The sequence below is a fragment of the Methylobacillus draconifructus genome (genome assembly GCF_045984385.1).
In the GTDB taxonomy this organism is placed as follows: Bacteria; Pseudomonadota; Gammaproteobacteria; order Burkholderiales; family Methylophilaceae; genus Methylobacillus; species Methylobacillus flagellatus_A.
Genome location: NZ_JBJQIJ010000004.1, coordinates 377470 through 395919, shown reverse-complemented (window position 1 = coordinate 395919; position 18450 = coordinate 377470). Strand labels below are relative to the sequence as shown.

Annotated in this window: 15 protein-coding genes; 9 read left to right on the top strand and 6 right to left on the bottom strand. The window is 57.7% G+C overall.

The genetic code is table 11. From position 1 onward, the window contains the following. Window positions 1-98 precede the first annotated feature (98 nt). Genes ACKF11_RS10920 through ACKF11_RS10910 form a run of 3 tightly spaced genes read left to right on the top strand, consistent with a single transcriptional unit; the run spans window position 99 to window position 3281 of the window. A complete protein-coding gene (locus ACKF11_RS10920) occupies window positions 99-1673 on the top strand; it encodes a peptide chain release factor 3 (protein ID WP_407997075.1) in 1575 nt (524 codons plus the stop codon). A 5-nt stretch (window positions 1674-1678) separates the two neighbouring features. After that, a complete protein-coding gene (locus ACKF11_RS10915; protein ID WP_407997074.1) occupies window positions 1679-2071 on the top strand; it encodes a YchJ family protein in 393 nt (130 codons plus the stop codon). A gap of 1 nt (window position 2072) precedes the next feature. Beyond that, window positions 2073-3281, top strand: a complete 1209-nt coding sequence (locus ACKF11_RS10910; RefSeq protein ID WP_407997073.1) for a glycosyltransferase family 4 protein — start codon at window positions 2073-2075, stop codon at window positions 3279-3281. 122 nt (window positions 3282-3403) lie between these two features. Here ACKF11_RS10910 and ACKF11_RS10905 read toward each other — a convergent pair whose 3' ends face one another. Continuing rightward, window positions 3404-4801, bottom strand: a complete 1398-nt coding sequence (locus ACKF11_RS10905; RefSeq protein WP_407997072.1) for a sensor histidine kinase — start codon at window positions 4799-4801, stop codon at window positions 3404-3406. A 2-nt stretch (window positions 4802-4803) separates the two neighbouring features. Continuing rightward, complete coding sequence (locus ACKF11_RS10900; protein ID WP_407997071.1) at window positions 4804-5490, bottom strand: response regulator transcription factor; 687 nt, start codon at window positions 5488-5490, stop codon at window positions 4804-4806. A 177-nt stretch (window positions 5491-5667) separates the two neighbouring features. Between ACKF11_RS10900 and ACKF11_RS10895 the strand changes: the two genes are divergently transcribed. Together ACKF11_RS10895 and ACKF11_RS10890 are read left to right on the top strand one after the other, a co-directional pair. Further along, window positions 5668-6198: a Spy/CpxP family protein refolding chaperone gene (locus ACKF11_RS10895; RefSeq protein ID WP_407997070.1), complete on the top strand. Its 531-nt coding sequence runs from the start codon at window positions 5668-5670 to the stop codon at window positions 6196-6198. Between the two features lie 223 nt (window positions 6199-6421). Beyond that, the gene (locus tag ACKF11_RS10890) at window positions 6422-7021 is read left to right on the top strand and encodes an EF-hand domain-containing protein (protein ID WP_407997069.1); all 600 of its coding nucleotides are present in this window, start codon (window positions 6422-6424) and stop codon (window positions 7019-7021) included. A gap of 151 nt (window positions 7022-7172) precedes the next feature. On the opposite strand, the gene ACKF11_RS10885 is transcribed toward ACKF11_RS10890, so the two are convergent. The 4 genes from ACKF11_RS10885 to ACKF11_RS10870 form a co-directional block, all read right to left on the bottom strand. Next, the gene (locus ACKF11_RS10885) at window positions 7173-8072 is read right to left on the bottom strand and encodes a lysozyme inhibitor LprI family protein (protein ID WP_407997068.1); all 900 of its coding nucleotides are present in this window, start codon (window positions 8070-8072) and stop codon (window positions 7173-7175) included. A 104-nt stretch (window positions 8073-8176) separates the two neighbouring features. Continuing rightward, on the bottom strand, window positions 8177-8752 hold the full coding sequence (locus tag ACKF11_RS10880) for a DUF1643 domain-containing protein (protein WP_407997067.1): 576 nt from the start codon (window positions 8750-8752) through the stop codon (window positions 8177-8179). A gap of 56 nt (window positions 8753-8808) precedes the next feature. After that, window positions 8809-9375, bottom strand: coding sequence for a hypothetical protein (locus ACKF11_RS10875; protein WP_407997066.1), 567 nt, complete (start codon window positions 9373-9375; stop codon window positions 8809-8811). Between the two features lie 51 nt (window positions 9376-9426). Beyond that, complete coding sequence (locus ACKF11_RS10870; RefSeq protein WP_407993682.1) at window positions 9427-11328, bottom strand: ATP-binding cassette domain-containing protein; 1902 nt, start codon at window positions 11326-11328, stop codon at window positions 9427-9429. 209 nt (window positions 11329-11537) lie between these two features. On the opposite strand from ACKF11_RS10870, the gene ACKF11_RS10865 reads away from it, so the two are divergent. The 4 genes from ACKF11_RS10865 to ACKF11_RS10850 all read left to right on the top strand — a co-directional run bounded on the left by ACKF11_RS10865 (window position 11538) and on the right by ACKF11_RS10850 (window position 18389). After that, on the top strand, window positions 11538-15392 hold the full coding sequence (locus ACKF11_RS10865) for a YhdP family protein (protein ID WP_407997065.1): 3855 nt from the start codon (window positions 11538-11540) through the stop codon (window positions 15390-15392). Between the two features lie 64 nt (window positions 15393-15456). Then, window positions 15457-16314 carry a carbon-nitrogen hydrolase family protein gene (locus ACKF11_RS10860; protein ID WP_407993684.1) on the top strand — a complete coding sequence of 286 codons (858 nt, stop codon included), beginning with the start codon at window positions 15457-15459 and terminating at the stop codon, window positions 16312-16314. A 243-nt stretch (window positions 16315-16557) separates the two neighbouring features. After that, window positions 16558-18033, top strand: a complete 1476-nt coding sequence (gene tldD / locus ACKF11_RS10855) for a metalloprotease TldD (RefSeq protein ID WP_407997064.1) — start codon at window positions 16558-16560, stop codon at window positions 18031-18033. Window positions 18034-18113: 80 nt separating this feature from the next. Then, complete coding sequence (locus tag ACKF11_RS10850; protein WP_309565577.1) at window positions 18114-18389, top strand: DUF2934 domain-containing protein; 276 nt, start codon at window positions 18114-18116, stop codon at window positions 18387-18389. The last annotated feature ends 61 nt before the right edge of the window (window positions 18390-18450 follow it).

The window sequence follows — 18450 nt, the reverse complement described above, 5'->3', positions numbered from 1 at the left end:
AGCAAGCACGGCATCATACCCGCGAAAACATAAATAAAAACGGAACTGCCGCGCAAAAAGGTAAAATAAGCCTTTTGCCCAAATCCCCAATATTAGATATGTCCAGTTTCAGCTCAGAAGTCCAACGCCGCCGCACCTTTGCGATCATCTCCCACCCGGATGCGGGTAAAACCACGCTCACCGAAAAACTGCTCTGGTTCGGCGGCGCCATCCAGGTGGCTGGTGAAGTGCGTGGACGCAAGGCGGCACGCCATGCCACTTCGGACTGGATGGAGCTGGAAAAGCAGCGCGGCATTTCCGTCACCTCCTCCGTCATGCAGTTCCCCTATCGCGAACACATGATCAACCTGCTCGACACACCAGGCCACGACGATTTCTCGGAAGACACTTACCGCACGCTTACCGCCGTGGATTCCGCCGTCATGGTGATCGACTCGGTCAATGGCGTGGAAGCGCAGACCATTAAGCTGCTCAACGTCTGCCGCATGCGCGACACGCCCATCCTCACCTTCATCAACAAGCTGGACCGCGAATCGCGCGCGCCGATCGAACTACTCGATGAGATTGAATCCACGCTGGGCATGCAATGCGCCCCGATGACCTGGCCGATCGGCATGGGCAAGAGCTTCCGCGGCGTCTACCATTTGTACAACGACACCATCAGCTTCTTCGACCCGCATGCGGAGAAAGGCACGGCCGAAATCATCCAGGGCCTGGACAACCCGCGCCTGGACGAATTGATCGGCTCGCAAGCCGACGATCTGCGCGTGGATGTCGAATTGGTGCGTGGCGCCTCGAATGCGTTCGACAAGCAGGCCTACCTCGATGGCAAGCAAACGCCGGTGTTCTTCGGTTCCGCCATCAACAACTTCGGCGTGCAGTCGCTGCTCGACGCCGTTGTCGACCTGTCGCCCTCACCTCTGCCGCGCAATACCGCCAGCCGCAGCGTTGACCCCAAGGAGGAAAAATTCTCCGGCTTCGTGTTCAAGATCCAGGCGAATATGGACCCCAAGCACCGCGACCGCATCGCCTTCCTGCGCATCTGCTCGGGCCGCTTCGAGCGCGGCATGAAGATCAAGCAGGTCGCAAGCGGCAAGACATTGTCGGTAAACAATGCCATCACCTTCATGGCGCAAGACCGCACCACCATGGACGAGGCCTATTCCGGAGATATCATCGGCATCCCCAACCACGGCACGGTCAAGCTCGGCGATACTTTTTCCGAAGGCGAGAACCTCAAGTTCATCGGCATTCCATCCTTCGCGCCTGAATATTTCCGCCGCGCACGCATCAAGAACCCGATGAAGATGAAGCAATTGCAGATCGGCCTCAAACAGCTTGCCGAAGAAGGCGCTTCGCAGTTGTTCCGCCCTTTACTTTCCAACGACCTGATCCTCGGCGCCATCGGCCTGTTGCAGTTCGACGTGGTAGCGCACCGCCTCGAACATGAATACGGCGTGGATGTCGCGTTCGAGAGTTACGATTGCGCCACTGCACGCTGGATGCGCGGTTCGGATGCAGACCTCAAGGCGATTGCCGACAAGTACGGCTTCAATGTCGCGCTGGACGGCAACGAGGAATACGTCTATCTCGCGCCCAACCGCGTCAACCTACAAATGGCGCAGGAACGCTACCCCGACATCGAGTTCCTCGAAACCCGCGAGATTTTCTGAGCCCGATGAAACCAAGCGACCCTTGCCCTTGTGAAAGCGGCACTGCCTACAAGCGGTGCTGCAGGCGCTGGCACCAGGGAGAGCCCGCGCCCGACGCCGAAGCGCTCATGCGTTCGCGCTACACGGCCTATGCGTTAGGTCTGAATGATTACCTGCTGCATACCTGGCACCCCTCTACTCGTCCAGGCTCCTTGCAGGACGAAGCGGGTGCCCAGCCACCGAAATGGCTAGGCCTCAAAATCGTACAGCATGAGGCAACCGGCGGCGACCGCGCTATTGTCGAGTTCATTGCCCGCTACAAGGTAAACGGCAAGGCGGAGAAACTCCACGAGAACAGCCGCTTTGTGCGCGAACATGGACAATGGCTGTACGTTGACGGCGACTTCATCGAGGACTGACATGAATATCCTCTTCATCCACCAGAACTTCCCCGGGCAATTCCGCCATATTGCCCAATCCCTGGTCGATGAAGGTGGACATCAAGTGCTGAGCCTGTGCGAAGCCCATGCCCCCGGCATGCAGGGCGTGCAGCGCATGGAGTACAAGCCGGCACGCGCCGCCACCCAGGGCGTGCATGCCTACCTGGCGCCCGTGGAAGAACATGTGATCCGCGGCCAAAGCGTCGCTCGCGCGCTATTGCATTTGAAAGAAAAGGGCTACCGGCCCGACATCATCGTCGCCCATATGGGCTGGGGCGAGGCGATCTACCCCAAGGACATCTATCCCGGCGTGCCGCTGGTCACGTTCTTCGAGTTCTTTTACCAAACGAAAGGCGCCGATGCCGGTTTCGACCCCGAATACCCGCTCGCGCTGGACGACTTCCTGCGCATCCGCACCAAGAACATCACCAACCTGCTCTCGCTGTATGCCGCCGACATCGGCATCAGCCCCACAGCTTGGCAACGCAGCCTTTACCCGCAGGAATACCAGCACAAAATCCGGCTGATCCACGAAGGCATCAATACCGATGCCGCCCACCCCGACCCCACTGCTTGGTTGCAGCTCGGTTCCGGCCTGAGGCTCACACGCAAGGACGAAGTGATCACCTATGTGTCGCGTAACCTAGAACCCTACCGCGGCTTTCACGTATTCATGCGCGCCTTGCCGGAAATTCTCAGGCGCAGGCCCAAGTGCCATGTATTGATCGTAGGAGGCGACGACGTCAGCTACGGCCGCAAGCTACCGCCGGGGGAAACCTACCGGGCAAAGCTATTGCAGGAAGTGCCAGGCCTGGATCTCAGCCGGGTGCACTTCCTCGGCAAGCTGCCCTACCAGCAATACCTGCGCGTGCTGCAAGTGTCCGCAGCGCACGTCTACCTCACCGTGCCTTTCGTGCTGTCATGGTCGATGCTGGAAGCCATGTCCGCCGGCTGCCTGGTGATAGGCTCGCGCACCGCGCCGGTGGAGGAAGTAATTCGCCATGAAGAGAACGGGTTGCTGGTGGATTTCTTCTCCGACGAGCAACTCGCGGATGCCATAGACCGGGTATTTGCAGCGCCAGACAAACTGCAAGCCATGCGCGACACCGCACGCGCCACCATCATTGAGCGCTACCCGTTGAGCCAAGGCATCTCGGCCTACCGCCAACTGTTCAACGAACTGCTATAAGGGCGCTGACAAAGTCCTTCTGATGATGTCGCTCTGCCTGCTGTGCTCCTGCTTGCGGCAGAATCGCCTCACTGGGCGTTGTTGGCGAACCCAAGGCATAGAGTATAGCCAGCCAGGCATGCTCAAGCCACCGGCAACGAGATTTCCACCACCAAGCCGCCGCCCTGGCGGTTTTGCAACTTGATCTTGCCGCCGTGCAGGTCCAGCACCTGCTTGGTGATGGCCAGCCCCAGGCCGTGCCCGCTGACGTTGCCAGCGCTATCGGCGCGGTAGAATGGCTGGAAAATATTGTCGAGCTCGGTTTCAGGAATGCCAGACCCACGATCCGACACCAGCACCGCCAGGCCCCCATCTCTGCGCTGGGTCTCCAGGCTGACCTCGCTATAGTCGGGACTGTACTTGATGGCGTTGCGCAGCACGTTTTCCAGCGCGCGGTACAACAGATCAGGCTGCGCCTCTATTTCAGCGTCCGCCTCTATCCGGCTCTGGATATCCACATGCTTGGCCGAAGCTTCGAAACGCGCATCCTCGACCACGCCTTCCAGCAACTCGCTGAGCATAATCCTTTCCTTCTTCACCGCCATGATGCCCGACTCGAGCCTGGACAGCTCCAACACCTCGCCCAGCAATTTATCCATGCGCATAGATTCCATCTCGATGCGGTCCAGGGTGTCCCCCAGCCGTTCCGGATTCTGCTTGGCAAGGCCGATACCCATCTGCAGGCGCGCCAACGGGGAGCGCATTTCATGCGAGACGTAATGCAACAGACGTTTCTGCCCCCGCATGAGGGCATGCAGCTGCTCGGTCATGCGGTCGAAACCACGCCCCAGGTCTGCCAACTCGTCGCGCCGCCTGCCCATGGCCGGGCTGACCTTGTCCTTGAGGTTGCCTCCAGCCACGCGTGCAAACGCGCCGCGCAACTCCTTGATCGGCTTGGAAACATACCAGGCCAGCAATGCGGCAAACACCAGGCTGGCAATCAGGCCTGCCCATACCGGCGTCCAGGGAAACATCGGGCCGTGCGGATCGGGTGGCCCGCCCATTCTGCCGGGCGGCCCTGGAGGACGGCGATCTCCGTACATTGGCTGTGGGGGAGGCATAGCGCCGAAGCCGGGACCCATGCGGCGCCCGTCCAGCGTGAACAGGCGGATGGACTTGCCTTGGCTATCATGCCCGACGGCAACCCCGCGCCCGGAACGCAATATTTCCTCGATGCCAGTAGGCAAGGAACGCTGCAACAGTTCTTGCCCAGCCTCATCGACGGCGAAAACCTGGGGCATCTGCCGCTGCGACCATAGCCGCAACAAATCCGACAACCCGGCCTCCCCGCCATAATGCAAGGCGCCTTTCGCCGCTTCCAGCAATGCCATTTCCATCGGCCCGCTGCGCAGCAATTCACGCGCCTGCCTTTCGCTGGCCTGCTGCTGCGCGGAAATCCAGAAAAACAGGCTCACCCCGATGATGGAGGCCATCTGTGCGAGCACGAAAAAGGTGAAGAATTTCCAGAACAGGCGGCCCATGGCTATTCTTTGATCAGCTGGTAACCCATGCGGTAGACGGTTTGGATGCATTGACGGCCGTCGGCCAGCGTACCCAGCTTCTGGCGTATGCTGCTCAAATGCACGTCGATGGTGCGGTCAAAGCGCGACAATGGACGTCCCAGGCCCAGTGTCGAGAGATCACTCTTGCTGACCACGCGCCCTGCCTGCCTGACCAGGACCTCCAGCAGGTTGAACTCGGTGCTGGTCAGGTTCACAGGCTGGCCCGCCCACTCTACCAGACGCCGCTCCGGCCAGAGCGTCAACGGCCCCACGGCGATATGATGGGCCTGCGGCTGCTGGTCGGTCGGCACGATGCGGCGCAGGATGGCGCGGATGCGCGCCACCAACTCTCGCGGGGTGCAGGGCTTGGGCACGTAATCGTCGGCCCCGAGCTCCAGGCCGACAATCCGGTGCTCATCATCGCCCTTGGCGGTGAGCATCAAGACCGGCACGTTGCTGGAGGCGCGAATGCGCCGCAGCACCTCTATGCCGTTGAGCTTGGGCATCATGACATCCAGCACGATCAGCGCCGGCTTGAGCGACTCGGCATAGACGACCCCGGTTTCGCCGTCGTGCGCGCACTCCACGTCAAACCCCTCCTGCACGAGGTATTCCCTGATCAGGTTGACCAGCTCCACGTCGTCGTCGATCAATAGTACTTTAACCATAAGATTCTGAATGCTGAGATGTTGAATAGTATTTTTGCAATCACATCATAACGATTCGCCTATGCCGGCGACATGCCCGGCCGCCTACTTTTACCTATCTTTACCCCTGGTTAACAGCATCTAACAACTCGCGGCAGCAGAATTTCCCCATACCTACCGTGAATAGAAAGGACGCATATGAATCCCCGCATCATCCCATCCATGATCCTCATGGCAGCATTCGCAATATCAAGCACATGGGCCAGCGCCGAGCCCCCGTTGCGCGAAGACGGCCCGCCAAGGCCGGGCTCCGGCCTTATCCAGGAAGCCCCGGGCTTTGCCCTGCCCCCTCACCTTGCCGGCCTGGAGCTCAGCGAGGCGCAGGAAGATAAAATATTCTATCTCCTGCATGCCGAAGCGCCCGCAATACGCAACAACTTCAAGCAGCAACGCAAGCTGCGCGAGGAAATAGACAAACTGGGCACTGCGCCCAACTTCGATGAAAAGAAAGCCAGGCAATTGGCCGCAGAGCTCGCGCGCGTGCAAAGTGATGCCATCTTCTCCCGAGTCAGTACGGAATCGCGCATTCGCGCACTGCTCACGCCCGAGCAGCTTGGCAAGCTGGATGAAAGAAAAGAGCTGGGCAAGGGCCGGCCCGAGCTATGCCCATTCCCTGCAAGCAAGCCATGGGAAGGCCGCCCGAAAGAGGATCGCCCCAGGCCCATTTAATCACTCAATGCAGCGATCCTGGCTATTTGCGCTGTCGCATACGGTGCAAGTAGCACGGCCAGGTAGGGCAACAGCGCCAGGAGCATTTTTTAGAGGATGAGGGTTTACACAGCTTTACCCGGCTTTACACCTCGCAGGCAAAAAATAAGCGCATCATGTCCGTTAGAAACTCCAGGAGCCGGGCAACCGCCCGGCCGACAGCGCGACCAATCAGAAGAACAACATGATCAACAGCATTTCCGGCAACGCATCCCAGATTGCCAGCTCGATTTTCAGCAAGCTGGACACCAGCAACAAAGGCTATATCGAACAAGCGGACCTGCAGTCCGTGCTCAGCAAACTGAATGGCAACGACGACAGCAGCGATGCAGACGAGTTGTTCAGCTCACTGGATAGCGACAGCGATGGCAAGCTGACTGAATCGGAACTCAGCAACGGCATCAGCAACCTGCTGAGCGAACTGAACAGCCAGTTCAACAATGCGCGCGTGCAAGGCGGCATGCCACCTCCACCGCCCCCGCAAAACGAAGAGGACGATGAAGGCTATACCCAGGAAGAACTGGAAAGCATTGCGTCCACCACCTCCGATACCAACCTCGCCAGCCTGGCGAGCAGCGTCGCCGCCAATTTCGAGGCTGCCGACACCAACAAGGACGGCAAGGTAAGCGCCAAGGAAGCAATGGAATATCAAAGCCAGAACGATAGCAACCAGGCAAAACAGCAGGAGGCCAATAGCATCAACCGGCAGATCGGGCAGTTGATTGCGGCTTATGGCAGCGGTGACGATGCTAACGCCAGCAGCTCGCTTAGTTTGGCTGCTTGAACCTTTAAGACGCAATAACCAACGGTCATTGCGTTTCAATCAAAGCGTCATATTGAGTAGGCCCTGACCTCGCCTACAGTAACTTCGCTTCTTATTCCCTCAACCATCACCCCCTGAATCAAGCCGATCTCGCTAAATTAAGAGATTAGAGTTATTCCGACTCAACCGTTTTAGTCGTAGTCCACTCATGACCACATTTATTGCACTGATGGAACAGGTTGTACCTAGAAATCGTAATTTGAACTTGCTCTTGCCGTTCCACTGTCTTAATGATGTTTCCGCTACGATCTCTGTGCTTATCTTCCCGCCTCACTGTCTTTAAACTTTGCTGCTGATCTACTAACTCCTGCTCTATGACCCGTTCAGAAAACCATTTACCACAACTCGGACAACGCTTCATGAAGCCCCAGACAGAAATTACCATGGCAAGCAGTAAAAAGCCCCCGCTCAGAAAAATAATTTGACTACTAATATTTGGCTGATTCTTCAGTGTTGCAGGCATCACTTGAGTATTTTCGAGCGCCTCAGCTTGAACTTGTGCTTGATCTTCCACATAGCTTTGCTGGTTTACGTCAAGCGACTCTGGAGAAGCAGATGAATCAGCAACTACTGACACATTATCCTCTTGTGCAGCGACTACTTCGACTGGAGCTTGTACTTGAACTTCTATATCTTTTTGCTGATATGCGTCTGGCAACTCTGCAATATCGGACACCTCAGTGACCGCTGACACAGCAAGCTCCTGTACAGGCGCCATGTCAACTACTGCCTGCAATTCTAGATTTCTTTGCTGATAGAGGCTCATAAGACAAATTATTGAATCACATTGATTACGTTTCTCTATCCAGGCTCTCTGTTTTACCTTTTCTTCAGGAAAAACCTCTTTAGCTTTTTTATAAAGACTTCCTAACTCATCGTCGTACCTTGATATATCTTCATTACTACAGATCATTTTCTCAACAGATGTTCCAGCCTTAGTGCAATCGAAACTCGCACTAAGAGCTGTTGTTGAAATGATGGAAAAAGCAACAAAAAAAATGATTTCTTTCATTATCTTCCTCGTTAAAATTGTATGGAATGCTACTAATAGCCCTACCGTAGCGCATATCGGCGCTATAGTGCCTCATCGCATAGTGTCCAGCGACTGGTTAAATATCATGATGAATTTGATATACCTATGTCTGCGAAAGAATACGGAGAGAAATCCACATTAAAATTGTTATAGAGAATTTTTGGGTTACCAGGATGTGGTGCGTATTGCGTATCAAGGTTGAGCTTGGATACACGCTTGTATCGTAATAAAGGTTCGATCTGCCGCACTCTATCAAGAAAACAATACTGACCTTGGTTTGTTAACTTCCCGAACACAACTAGGAAATTGGCCTCTTCTTCGAGTATGCGGTTGAAAAGCTCTTCGCATTTTGGGTGAAGAGGATTTGTTTGTTCAGTTTTGGTCGTATCAACTTGGGAATAAAGATTCAAAACAATTAACTGTCGGTACTGGAAATGTTTTAAACAAATGAGTTTTTCCAAGTAGCGAATGGTTTTGTCTGCTTTGAACTCATCGGCAGCACTGGGATTTTGCCCGATGACACACAGCTTTTCTTTTCCTCTGTCCCCTGCAAAAGGAATCTTAAGATAAGCACGATGGCTTCTCCCGTCAAAAAAACACGACTGAATGTTAGGAAGGTCAACGTGTTCAAAGTGAGGCACATAGCATCTACGACTCATAATGTATAACGTTCAAAATTACTGGCCTCGCGCGATTTTGTACATGCTGACAATTTCTACTCACTCGCAAACGCCTCACACAACATACTGAGCAAGGCTCCCTGCATCGGCACCAACTCCTCCTTGTCGAATGGCGCTTCTTCATCCGTCGCGGCGATCACGAAGGCCATCAGCACCTTCTCGATATCCTGGCGGTAATTCATCCAGTGTTCGGCTTCGGCATCGCCGATCAACTGGTATTTATGGTTACCCGATTCGATGATCTCGGCCAGTTCCTCGTTTTCCAGCTCTGCAAACAATGATCGCGCAATGGTAATGGCGGCCGTCTTGTAATCCGGCTCTATGCCTTCATCCCCCAACGGCAGGGTCAGGTAGGTATAGGCCAGCATCGCGTACGCCTGGTACACAGCCAGCATGTCGAAATTTTCCACGCGCTCGTCGGCAGGCGAACGGCCTGCGTGCTGGATCGCGCGGAAGGTGATGTAGCAGGCCAGGTAGGTCGAAGCCTCCAGCGCATCATAATCTTCCAGCTTGGTGCTGGGGGGCTCACCGGCATTGGTGCGCGCCTCGTTGAGGCACAGGGCGTAAGTCAGGCTCAGCCTTTGCGAATAACTTATTTCCATTGCTTTGCTTTCCTTTTTAATTCTTTTGGCGATTATCTTGACGGATCGTATTCAACTGATTTCCGGCAAGGCTTCCAGTTGCTCCTGCAGGCTGAGCCAGCGCTCCTCGGCGTGGCCCAATTGCTGCTCAAGCTCGGCCTGGCGCTTCTGCAGGGTTTGCAGGCGGGTTTTGTCTGCCTCCTGGTATAGCTCGGGCGCGGCCAAGGCTTGCTCCAGCTGGTTCTTTTCCGGCTGCCAGGCGGCCATTTTCTTTTCTATCTGCTCCAGCTCTTTCAACAATGGCCTGCGCTCCTGCAACCTTGCATGGCGTTCCGCCTTGTTCTGCGCGCGTGGATTGGGCGCCGCCTCGGGCTTGATTTTTTCTTCCTTGGCCTTGTCACGCAGGCGCTGCTCATTTAGCCAGTTGCGGTAATCCTCGAGGTCGCCGTCGAACTCCTGCACCTTGCCGTCCGCGACCAGCAGGAAGCGGTCGCAGGTGGCACGCAACAGGGCACGGTCATGCGAGACCAGCACCATGCCGCCCTGGTAGTCTTGCAGGGCCATGGTCAGGGCATGGCGCATTTCCAGGTCGAGGTGGTTGGTCGGCTCGTCCAGCAACAGCAGGTTGGGACGCTGCCAGATCAGCAATGCCAATGCCAGCCTGGATTTTTCACCGCCGGAAAATGCGCCGACCGCGCTGGTGGCCATGTCGCCGCGAAAATCGAAACCGCCGAGGTAGTTGCGGTGCTCCTGCTCGCGCGTCTCGGGGTCCAGGCGCAGCATGTGCTGCAACGGCGATTCGTCGGCGCGCAGTTGTTCGAGCTGGTGCTGGGCGAAGTAGCCCAGGCGTAAATCCTTGCCTTCCACCCGTTTGCCTTGCAAGGGCGTCATGGCATTGGCAAGCAGCTTGATCAGGGTGGACTTGCCTGCACCATTGCGGCCGAGCAGGCCGACCCGCTCGCCCGGGCGCAAGGTCAGCATGATGCGCTGCAATATCGGGGTGGATTGATAGCCTGCATCGGCCTCATCCAGCACCAGCAACGGATCGGGTGCGGCCAATGGCTCGCGGAAGCTGAAACTGAACGGGCTGTCCACATGCGCCGCATTGATCAGTTCCATGCGCTCCAGCATCTTGATACGGCTTTGCGCCTGCCTGGCCTTGGTGGCCTGGGCACGGAAACGGTCGATATATTTCTGCAAGTGCGCCACTTCGCGCTGCTGCCGCTCGTAGTTTGCCTGCTGTTGTGCCAGCCGTTCGGCGCGCTGGCGCTCGAAATCGGAATAGCCGCCGCGATAAAGGGTGAGTTTCTGCTGCTCGATATGCGCGATGTGGTTGACGATGGCATCGAGGAAATCGCGGTCGTGCGAGATCAGCAGCAAGGTGCCGCGGTAATCCTTGAGCCAGTTTTCCAGCCAGATCACGGCGTCGAGGTCGAGGTGGTTGGTCGGCTCGTCCAGCAGCAGCAGGTCGGAACGGCTCATCAACGCGCGGGCAAGGTTGAGCCGCACGCGCCAGCCGCCGGAGAAATCGGAAACCGGGCGTTGCAAATCGGCGGTAGCGAAGCCGAGGCCATGCAACAGCTCGGCCGCCCGCGCACGTGCGGAATAACCATCGATCTCGCCCAGGCGGGCATGCAACTCGCCGACCTTTTCGCCTTCTCCCGCGGCCTCTGCCTCGCGCAACGCCGCCTCGACCTGCCTCAGCTCGACGTCGCCATCCAGCGTGAACTCGATCGCAGCGTCGGCAAGCGCCGGGGTTTCCTGTGCCACATGGGCAATGGTCCAATGGGCGGGAATTTCCAGTTCGCCCGACTCGGGATGCAGTTCGCCGCGCAACATGGCGAATACGCTGGACTTGCCCGCGCCGTTCGCACCGGTCAGGCCGACTTTGTGGCCGGGATGAAGCTGGAAGCTTGCGCCTTCGACCAGGCACTTCACTCCACGGTATAATTTGATGTTTTTTAGCTGAATCAAGAACTTTACTCGATAATGCCCAAGTCTAAAGAAGGACTTTTGCAGGAAATATATTGTCAACAATTGTTATTGTAAGCCAATCCTGGCAACTTTCGCCCTTCAAGCGTTGACCAACCATCGTGCCAATGAAATACTTTGGGCATATTAAATAGACATGCTGCTCACAGGCACAATTCGTGCGGATTCCGGCGATGATAGTGCAATAAAATATGGTCAAAAAGTCCCTGCTATGGTGTTACCGCGCCACCCTTGCCCTGCTATGGTTCGCCATCATTGCATTCTCCATCATCGTCCTCAGCCTGCGCTACCTCGTCCTGCCCAATATCGGCGAATACCGCGAACGCATTGCCGCCAAGGTCAGCGAGGCATTGGGCCAGACCGTGACCATCAAGCAACTGCACGCAAGTTGGAGCGGATTGAACCCGCATCTATCCTTGCGCGACATCGATATTTACGATGCCGAGCAGCGCGTTGCGCTTTCCTTCCAGCATATAGAGGCCAGCGTATCGTGGCTGAGCATTGCCCTGCTGGAGCCTCGCCTCAGTTCGCTCGTCATTCATGAGCCCGCATTGAGCATACGCCGGGAGGCGGACGGCACGGTCTATATCGCCGGCATTGCAACCGGCGGCCCCTCCAAGCCGGACTTCGCCAATTGGCTACTGCGCCAGGCCCGCATCGATGTAAGCAATGCCAGCATCACCTGGCATGACGACTTGCGCCAGGCCCCGCCGCTGAGCCTAGACAAACTCAACCTGCATGTCGAAAACCCGGCCTGGAGCAGCCTGGTCGGCCACCACCGCTTTGGATTGCAGACCGTCCCTTCGGTGGCGGCTTCCGGGCCGATCGATGTACGCGGCAACCTCTACGGCAAGGACATCAGCAGGCCGGGCGACTGGCGCGGCACCTTGTATGTCCACGCCGACGGCACCGATATCGCCGCCTGGCACCAATGGCTGCCGGCCAACCTGATCGATATCCGCCAAGGGTACGGCGCCACGCGGGCATGGCTGGAGTTTGCCAATGGCGAGCCCAAGAAGCTCGTCAGCGACATGATTCTGCACAACGTCGTTAGCCGCATTATCCAGGAGCAACCCGAAACCAGGCTGGAGAAACTCTCCGGCAGGCTGACCTGGATCAAGCACGGTGACGGGCAGGAGCTGGTGGGCGAAAACCTCAAAATCGTCACGCCCAACGGCCTGGATATGCAGAACGGCCAGATTGCGCTGCGCGAACGGCATGCTGCGGAAAAGCAATCGCTCGAAGGCAACATCACACTCGATGAAATATCGCTGCCGTCCGCCCATCTCCTCGCATCCCACCTGCCCTTGCCGGAAAAACTCAAACAGGCCCTGGAAGAGATCAAGCCCGCGGGCGACCTGCACAAGCTCAGCCTGGAATGGACCAGCCATGGCGGCTTTCCGGAAAAATACAAGCTCCACGCGCAGTTCAGCGACTTGGGCATGCAGCCCTACATGAAGATACCTGGTTTCAAGCAGTTGAGCGGCTCCATCAGTGCTGATGAAGATGGCGGCAGCCTCACGCTCAACTCGCGCAACACGGAGCTTGAGTTCAAGGACATACTGCGCTGGCCGTTGCCTGTGGACAAGCTCACCGGGCAGGTGAAATGGAAAACCAATGACGGCAAACCGGAAGTTCGCGTCAACAATCTCAATATTGCCAACCGGCACCTTGCAGGCGCCATCAACGCCAGCTTCCAGCACGACCCTGCCAAGGGCGGCATACTCGAACTGATCGGCAAGTTCAACCGCGTGGATGGGCAGCATGCGCGCTTCTACTACCCATTGTTGCTGGGCGAGCATACCCTGTCATGGCTGGACAACTCCATCCTGGCCGGCAAAAGCGAGGACGTCAGCGTCATCATCAAGGGCAACGTGCGCCAATTCCCTTTCGCCGATAACAAGAACGGCTTGTTCCAGGTCAAGGCGAAAATTCACGACGGCGAACTCAAGTTCGCCCCGGAATGGCCCAAGATCGAGAACATCGCCCTCGACATGCTGTTCGAGGGCAACCGCATGGAATTGAATGCCAACAAGGGCAGCACGCTGGGCACGCAGGTGGTCAGGAGCAAGGTCGTGATACCGAACCTGGCATCGCACCAACCGGTCCTGAGCGTGGTGAGCGAAGGGCAGGGCCCGATCAGCAACGGCATCCAGTACCTCAATTCCAGCCCGCTGGTCAAGATCATGGGCGGCTTCACCCAAGGCCTGCAAACCAGCGGCAACGGCAAGCTGGCGCTGGACTTGCAGATTCCGCTGCATGACGTCAACACCACCAAGGTCAAGGGCAGCTACACCATCATCAACGGCAGCCTCTCCAGCGACGACATGCCGCCGTTGACCCGTATCAACGGCAAGCTGGACTTCACTGAAAACGGCGTGCGCGGCCAGAATCTGGGGACCTGGGTGTACGGCGGCCCGGCGCAGGTCAGCCTCAACACTGGCAAGGACAAGTCCGTCCGCATCACCGCACGCGGGCAAGTCAGCGATGCCGGCCTGCGCTCCAGCTTCGGCAATGGCGTCTTCGACCGCATATTCGGCACTGCGGACTGGAACGGCAATATCAATGTCAGCCCCAATGGCGTCGACATCGCCATCAATTCAAACCTGCAAGGCATGACGTCCAGCCTGCCCTTCCCGCTCAACAAGGCCATGAATGACAACGTGCCGTTGCGCATCGAGAAAAAGCAGCCCAATCCCAGCCAGGACAATATCAGCATCAGCTACGGCAGCAACCTCGGCGCCTTATTCACCCGCAGCAAACAGGGCAACGGCGACTGGAAAATCGAGCGCGGAGACATCGGCTTCAACGTGGCGCCCTCCCTCGCCCAGCAGTCGGGCATCACGGTGCACGGCAAGATCGAGCACCTGGATGTGGACGAATGGCGGGAGCTGGCAAGCAGCACCAAGGGCGACAAACAGCAAGCCGGCAACAGTGTCGACATCCGCAAGATAGACCTCGACATCAACAAACTGGACGTGTTTGACCGCCGCATCAACGACCTCAAGCTGGCCGCCACCGCGATCAAGGACGGCTGGCAGATGCAGGCGCAAAGCAAGGAATTGACCGGCGATATCCAGTGGCTAAGCCAGGGCAACGGCAAAGTGCTGGCGCGCCTGAAACGCCTGAGCATCCCTTCCTCGACGCCGGATACCGCCATGTTGCGCACGCAGGGCCAGTTCAGCCAGCAAAGCAATGTCAGCGAATACCCTTCGCTGGACATCGTCGCCGACAGCTTCGAATATGGTGCCAAGCAGCTGGGGAAACTGGAGCTGCTCGCCAACGAGCACAACAATGACTGGAGCATAGAGAAACTGCGCATTTCATCCCCGGAAAGCGAGCTGAACGCTGATGGCGAATGGCATAACTGGAAGCGCTCCCCCAACACCCGCCTCAACATCAACTGGAAAATCGGCAACGTAGGCAAGACGCTGGAACGCTTCGGCTATCCCAACGCCATCAGGGACGGCACAGCCAACCTCACCGGCCAGCTCAAGTGGCCCGGCAGCCCGCATGACTTTGAAACCACCAAGCTGAGCGGCGACCTCCAGCTCGACGTGCGCAAGGGGCAAATCCTCAAGATACAGCCCGGCGTCGGCCGCCTGTTCAGCGTGCTGACATTGCAGAACCTGCCGCGCCGCCTTACTTTCGATTTCCGCGACGTGTTCAGCAGCGGCTTTGCTTTCGACAAGATCGGCGCCAACGTGCGCATTGATGACGGCATCATGCGCAGCGACGATTTCCGCCTGGAAGGCCCTACCGCCCTGGTGCAAATGACAGGCGAAACCGACCTGCAGAAGGAAACCCAGCACATCAAGGTCAAGGTAACGCCCTATGTCAGCGACAGCCTCTCGATTGCGGCGCTTGCAGGCGGCCCTGTCGTGGGCGCCGCCACCTACCTCGCGCAGAAACTGCTGAAAGACCCGCTGAACCAGATCGCCTCCTCGGAGTACGAGTTCGTCGGCACCTGGGACAACCCGGTGGAAATCAAGGCAAGCAGCAAGCGGGACAATGCCAACCAGGCGCCGCTGCCGCTGGGCAGGTGACTGGTTGCTCATACAAATGCAACAAACCAAGCTGATAATTCGCATTCCGTCCGGAAATTAAAATATGGCCATCAAATCAAGAGAAAAAGTTGCCAAAAGCAAGACCAAGAACTCCATCCCCGGGATCAACCGCATCGCTGCCATCCAGATGGCATCCGGGCCTTATGTCGCCGCCAACCTGAGCGAAGCGGAACGCCTGATCGAAATTGCCGTCAACATGGGCGCCAAGCTCGTCGCCCTGCCGGAATACTTTGCCATCATGGGGCTCAAGGACACCGACAAGGTCGCCGTCCGTGAAAAAGAGGGCAGCGGCCCGATCCAGCGCTTTCTCTCGAAGACGGCAAAAAAACACCAGGTCTGGATCATCGGCGGCTCCGTCCCGCTGGAATGCGACAACCCGGAAAAAGTCCGCAACGCCTGCCTAGTCTTTGACGACAAGGGCAAGCAGGTGGCGCGCTACGACAAGATTCACCTGTTCGGCTTCGAAAAAGGCCAGGAACACTACCAGGAAAAGAAGACCATAGAGCCCGGGAGCAAAGTCGTCACCGTGGACACCCCCTTCGGCAAGCTCGGACTTTCCATCTGCTACGACCTGCGCTTTCCCGAGCTGTACCGCGCCATGGGGGATGTCGACATCATCGCCGTGCCCTCGGCCTTTACCGAGACGACGGGCAAGTCCCACTGGGAAACCTTGATTCGGGCACGCGCGATCGAGAACCTTTGCTACGTGATTGCGCCAGGCCAAGGCGGCTATCACGCTTCCGGTCGCGAGACCCATGGCAACAGCATGATCGTGGACCCCTGGGGCGTCGTGCAGGACAGGCTGCCGCGCGGGTCGGGCATCGTGATCTCATCCATCAATACCGCCTACCTGAAGAGCCTGCGCAAGAGCCTGCCGGCATTGAAGCACCGCAAGCTGTAAAAGAGCAACTGACAAAACTCGGCGAAGCGATCCTGGCTAGGCGCTCTGCCGCAGACAGTACAAGTAAGTACGGCAAGACAGGGCAACAACGGCAAGATGAGTTCGTTGGTTGCTCTAAATTGTCTGGCTTGAAAAACAGCCAAACAGCTCAATATCTTGATCATCATTTACAGAAAATACTTATGTTCCGCCATCCCGGCGGGCTGTTATGATGGTATCAATCAACCTTGAAGACGTTCCGCCATGAAGCCAGATACATTACCGACCGCCTCCAGCCCCGCCACCGACTCGCATTTCCATACTGCGACAGAAGCCCTGCTCAACCCTAGCGGCTTGGATGTCGGCCACTTGCAGGGCGTGATCAGCAATATCATGTCGCACCAGGTGGATTACGCCGACCTGTACTTCCAATACAGCCGTGCGGAAAGCTGGGGATTGGAAGAAGGCCAGGTCAAGTCGGGCAATTTCAGCATCGACCAAGGGGTAGGCGTACGCGCGGTGAGCGGCGAGAAAACCGCATTCGCCTATTCCGACGACATCAACCTGGCAGCCTTGAAACAGGCCGCCACCGCCACCCGCGCCATCGCCGCGCTCGGCGAGGAAAAGCAGGGACAAGCCGTTCAGCGCATCAGCGCGCCCCAACTCTACCTGCCGCAAGACCCCATTGCCTCGCTGAGCGCCGAGGCCAAGGTCAAGCTGCTGGAGCGCCTGGAGTTGTATGCGCGCAAGGCGGACCCGCGCATCACCCAGGTCATGGCCTCGGTCGCAGGCGAATACGAAGTGGTCATGGTGGCGCGCCACGATGGCGTCATGGCGGCTGACGTACGCCCCTTGGTGCGACTCTCCATCCAAGTGATCGCCGAGCAGAACGGCAGGCGCGAGCAAGGTTCCGCCGGCGGCGGCGGCCGCTTCGACTACAGCTATTTCACCGACGAAGTGTTGCAGGATTACGCGCAGAAAGCCGTGCACCAGGCGTTGGTGAACCTGGAGGCGCGCCCTGCCCCCGCAGGCAGCATGACGGTCGTCCTCGGCGCCGGCTGGCCCGGCATCCTGCTGCACGAGGCCATCGGCCACGGCCTGGAAGGCGACTTCAACCGCAAGGGCAGTTCCGCGTTCAGCAACGCGATCGGCCAGCAGGTCGCTGCGAAGGGCCTGACCGTGGTCGACGACGGCACCATCAGCAACCGCCGCGGCTCGCTCAATATCGACGACGAAGGCAACCCCACCCAGCGCACCGTGCTGATCGAGGACGGCATCTTGCGCGGCTACCTGCAGGACAGCCTCAATGCCCGCCTCATGAACATGGCGCTGACAGGCAACGCCCGCCGCGAATCCTACGCCCATATCCCCATGCCACGCATGACCAATACCTACATGCTCAACGGCAACATGGCGCCAGAGGAAATCATCAAGTCGGTGAAGAGAGGGCTGTATGCCGCCAACTTCGGCGGCGGTCAGGTGGATATCACCAGCGGCAAGTTCGTATTTTCCGCTGCCGAGGCATGGATGATCGAGGACGGCAAGCTCGCCTACCCGGTCAAGGGTGCCACCTTGATCGGCAACGGACCGGACGTGCTCACCCGAGTGTCCATGATCGGCAACGACATGGCGCTGGACAGCGGCGTCGGCACCTGCGGCAAGGAAGGCCAGAGCGTGCCGGTCGGCGTCGGCCAGCCCACCCTGCGCATAGACGGCTTGACGGTAGGCGGAACGGTTTAATATGATGGGAAGCGAAGGTTACCGCCTTCGCCTCCCATTCCAAGCAGCATGGAAGTCCCGACTACAAGAAAGGAACCGAAATGGCTACATCCAAGAGCACTACTGCAAAAAAAACCGCAACGCCCAAGGCCGTAACGGCAAAACCAGCATCTCCCAAAAAAACCACCGCCACCAGGAAGGCTAGCACTAGCAAGGCCAAGATTACCGATACCGTGACTCAGATCAGCCCGGAAGAACGCTATCGCATGGTGGAAGTAGCCGCCTATTTTCTTGCCGAACGCAATGGTTTTGCTGGCAGCCCGGTGGAATACTGGACGGCTGCCGAAGCGCAAATCAGCAAGCTGCTCAGCAAGTAATTCTCTCAAGTCCGGCTCCTGGCATGTCCGCAAGCGGACAGCCTGGAATGCCATTTGGGAC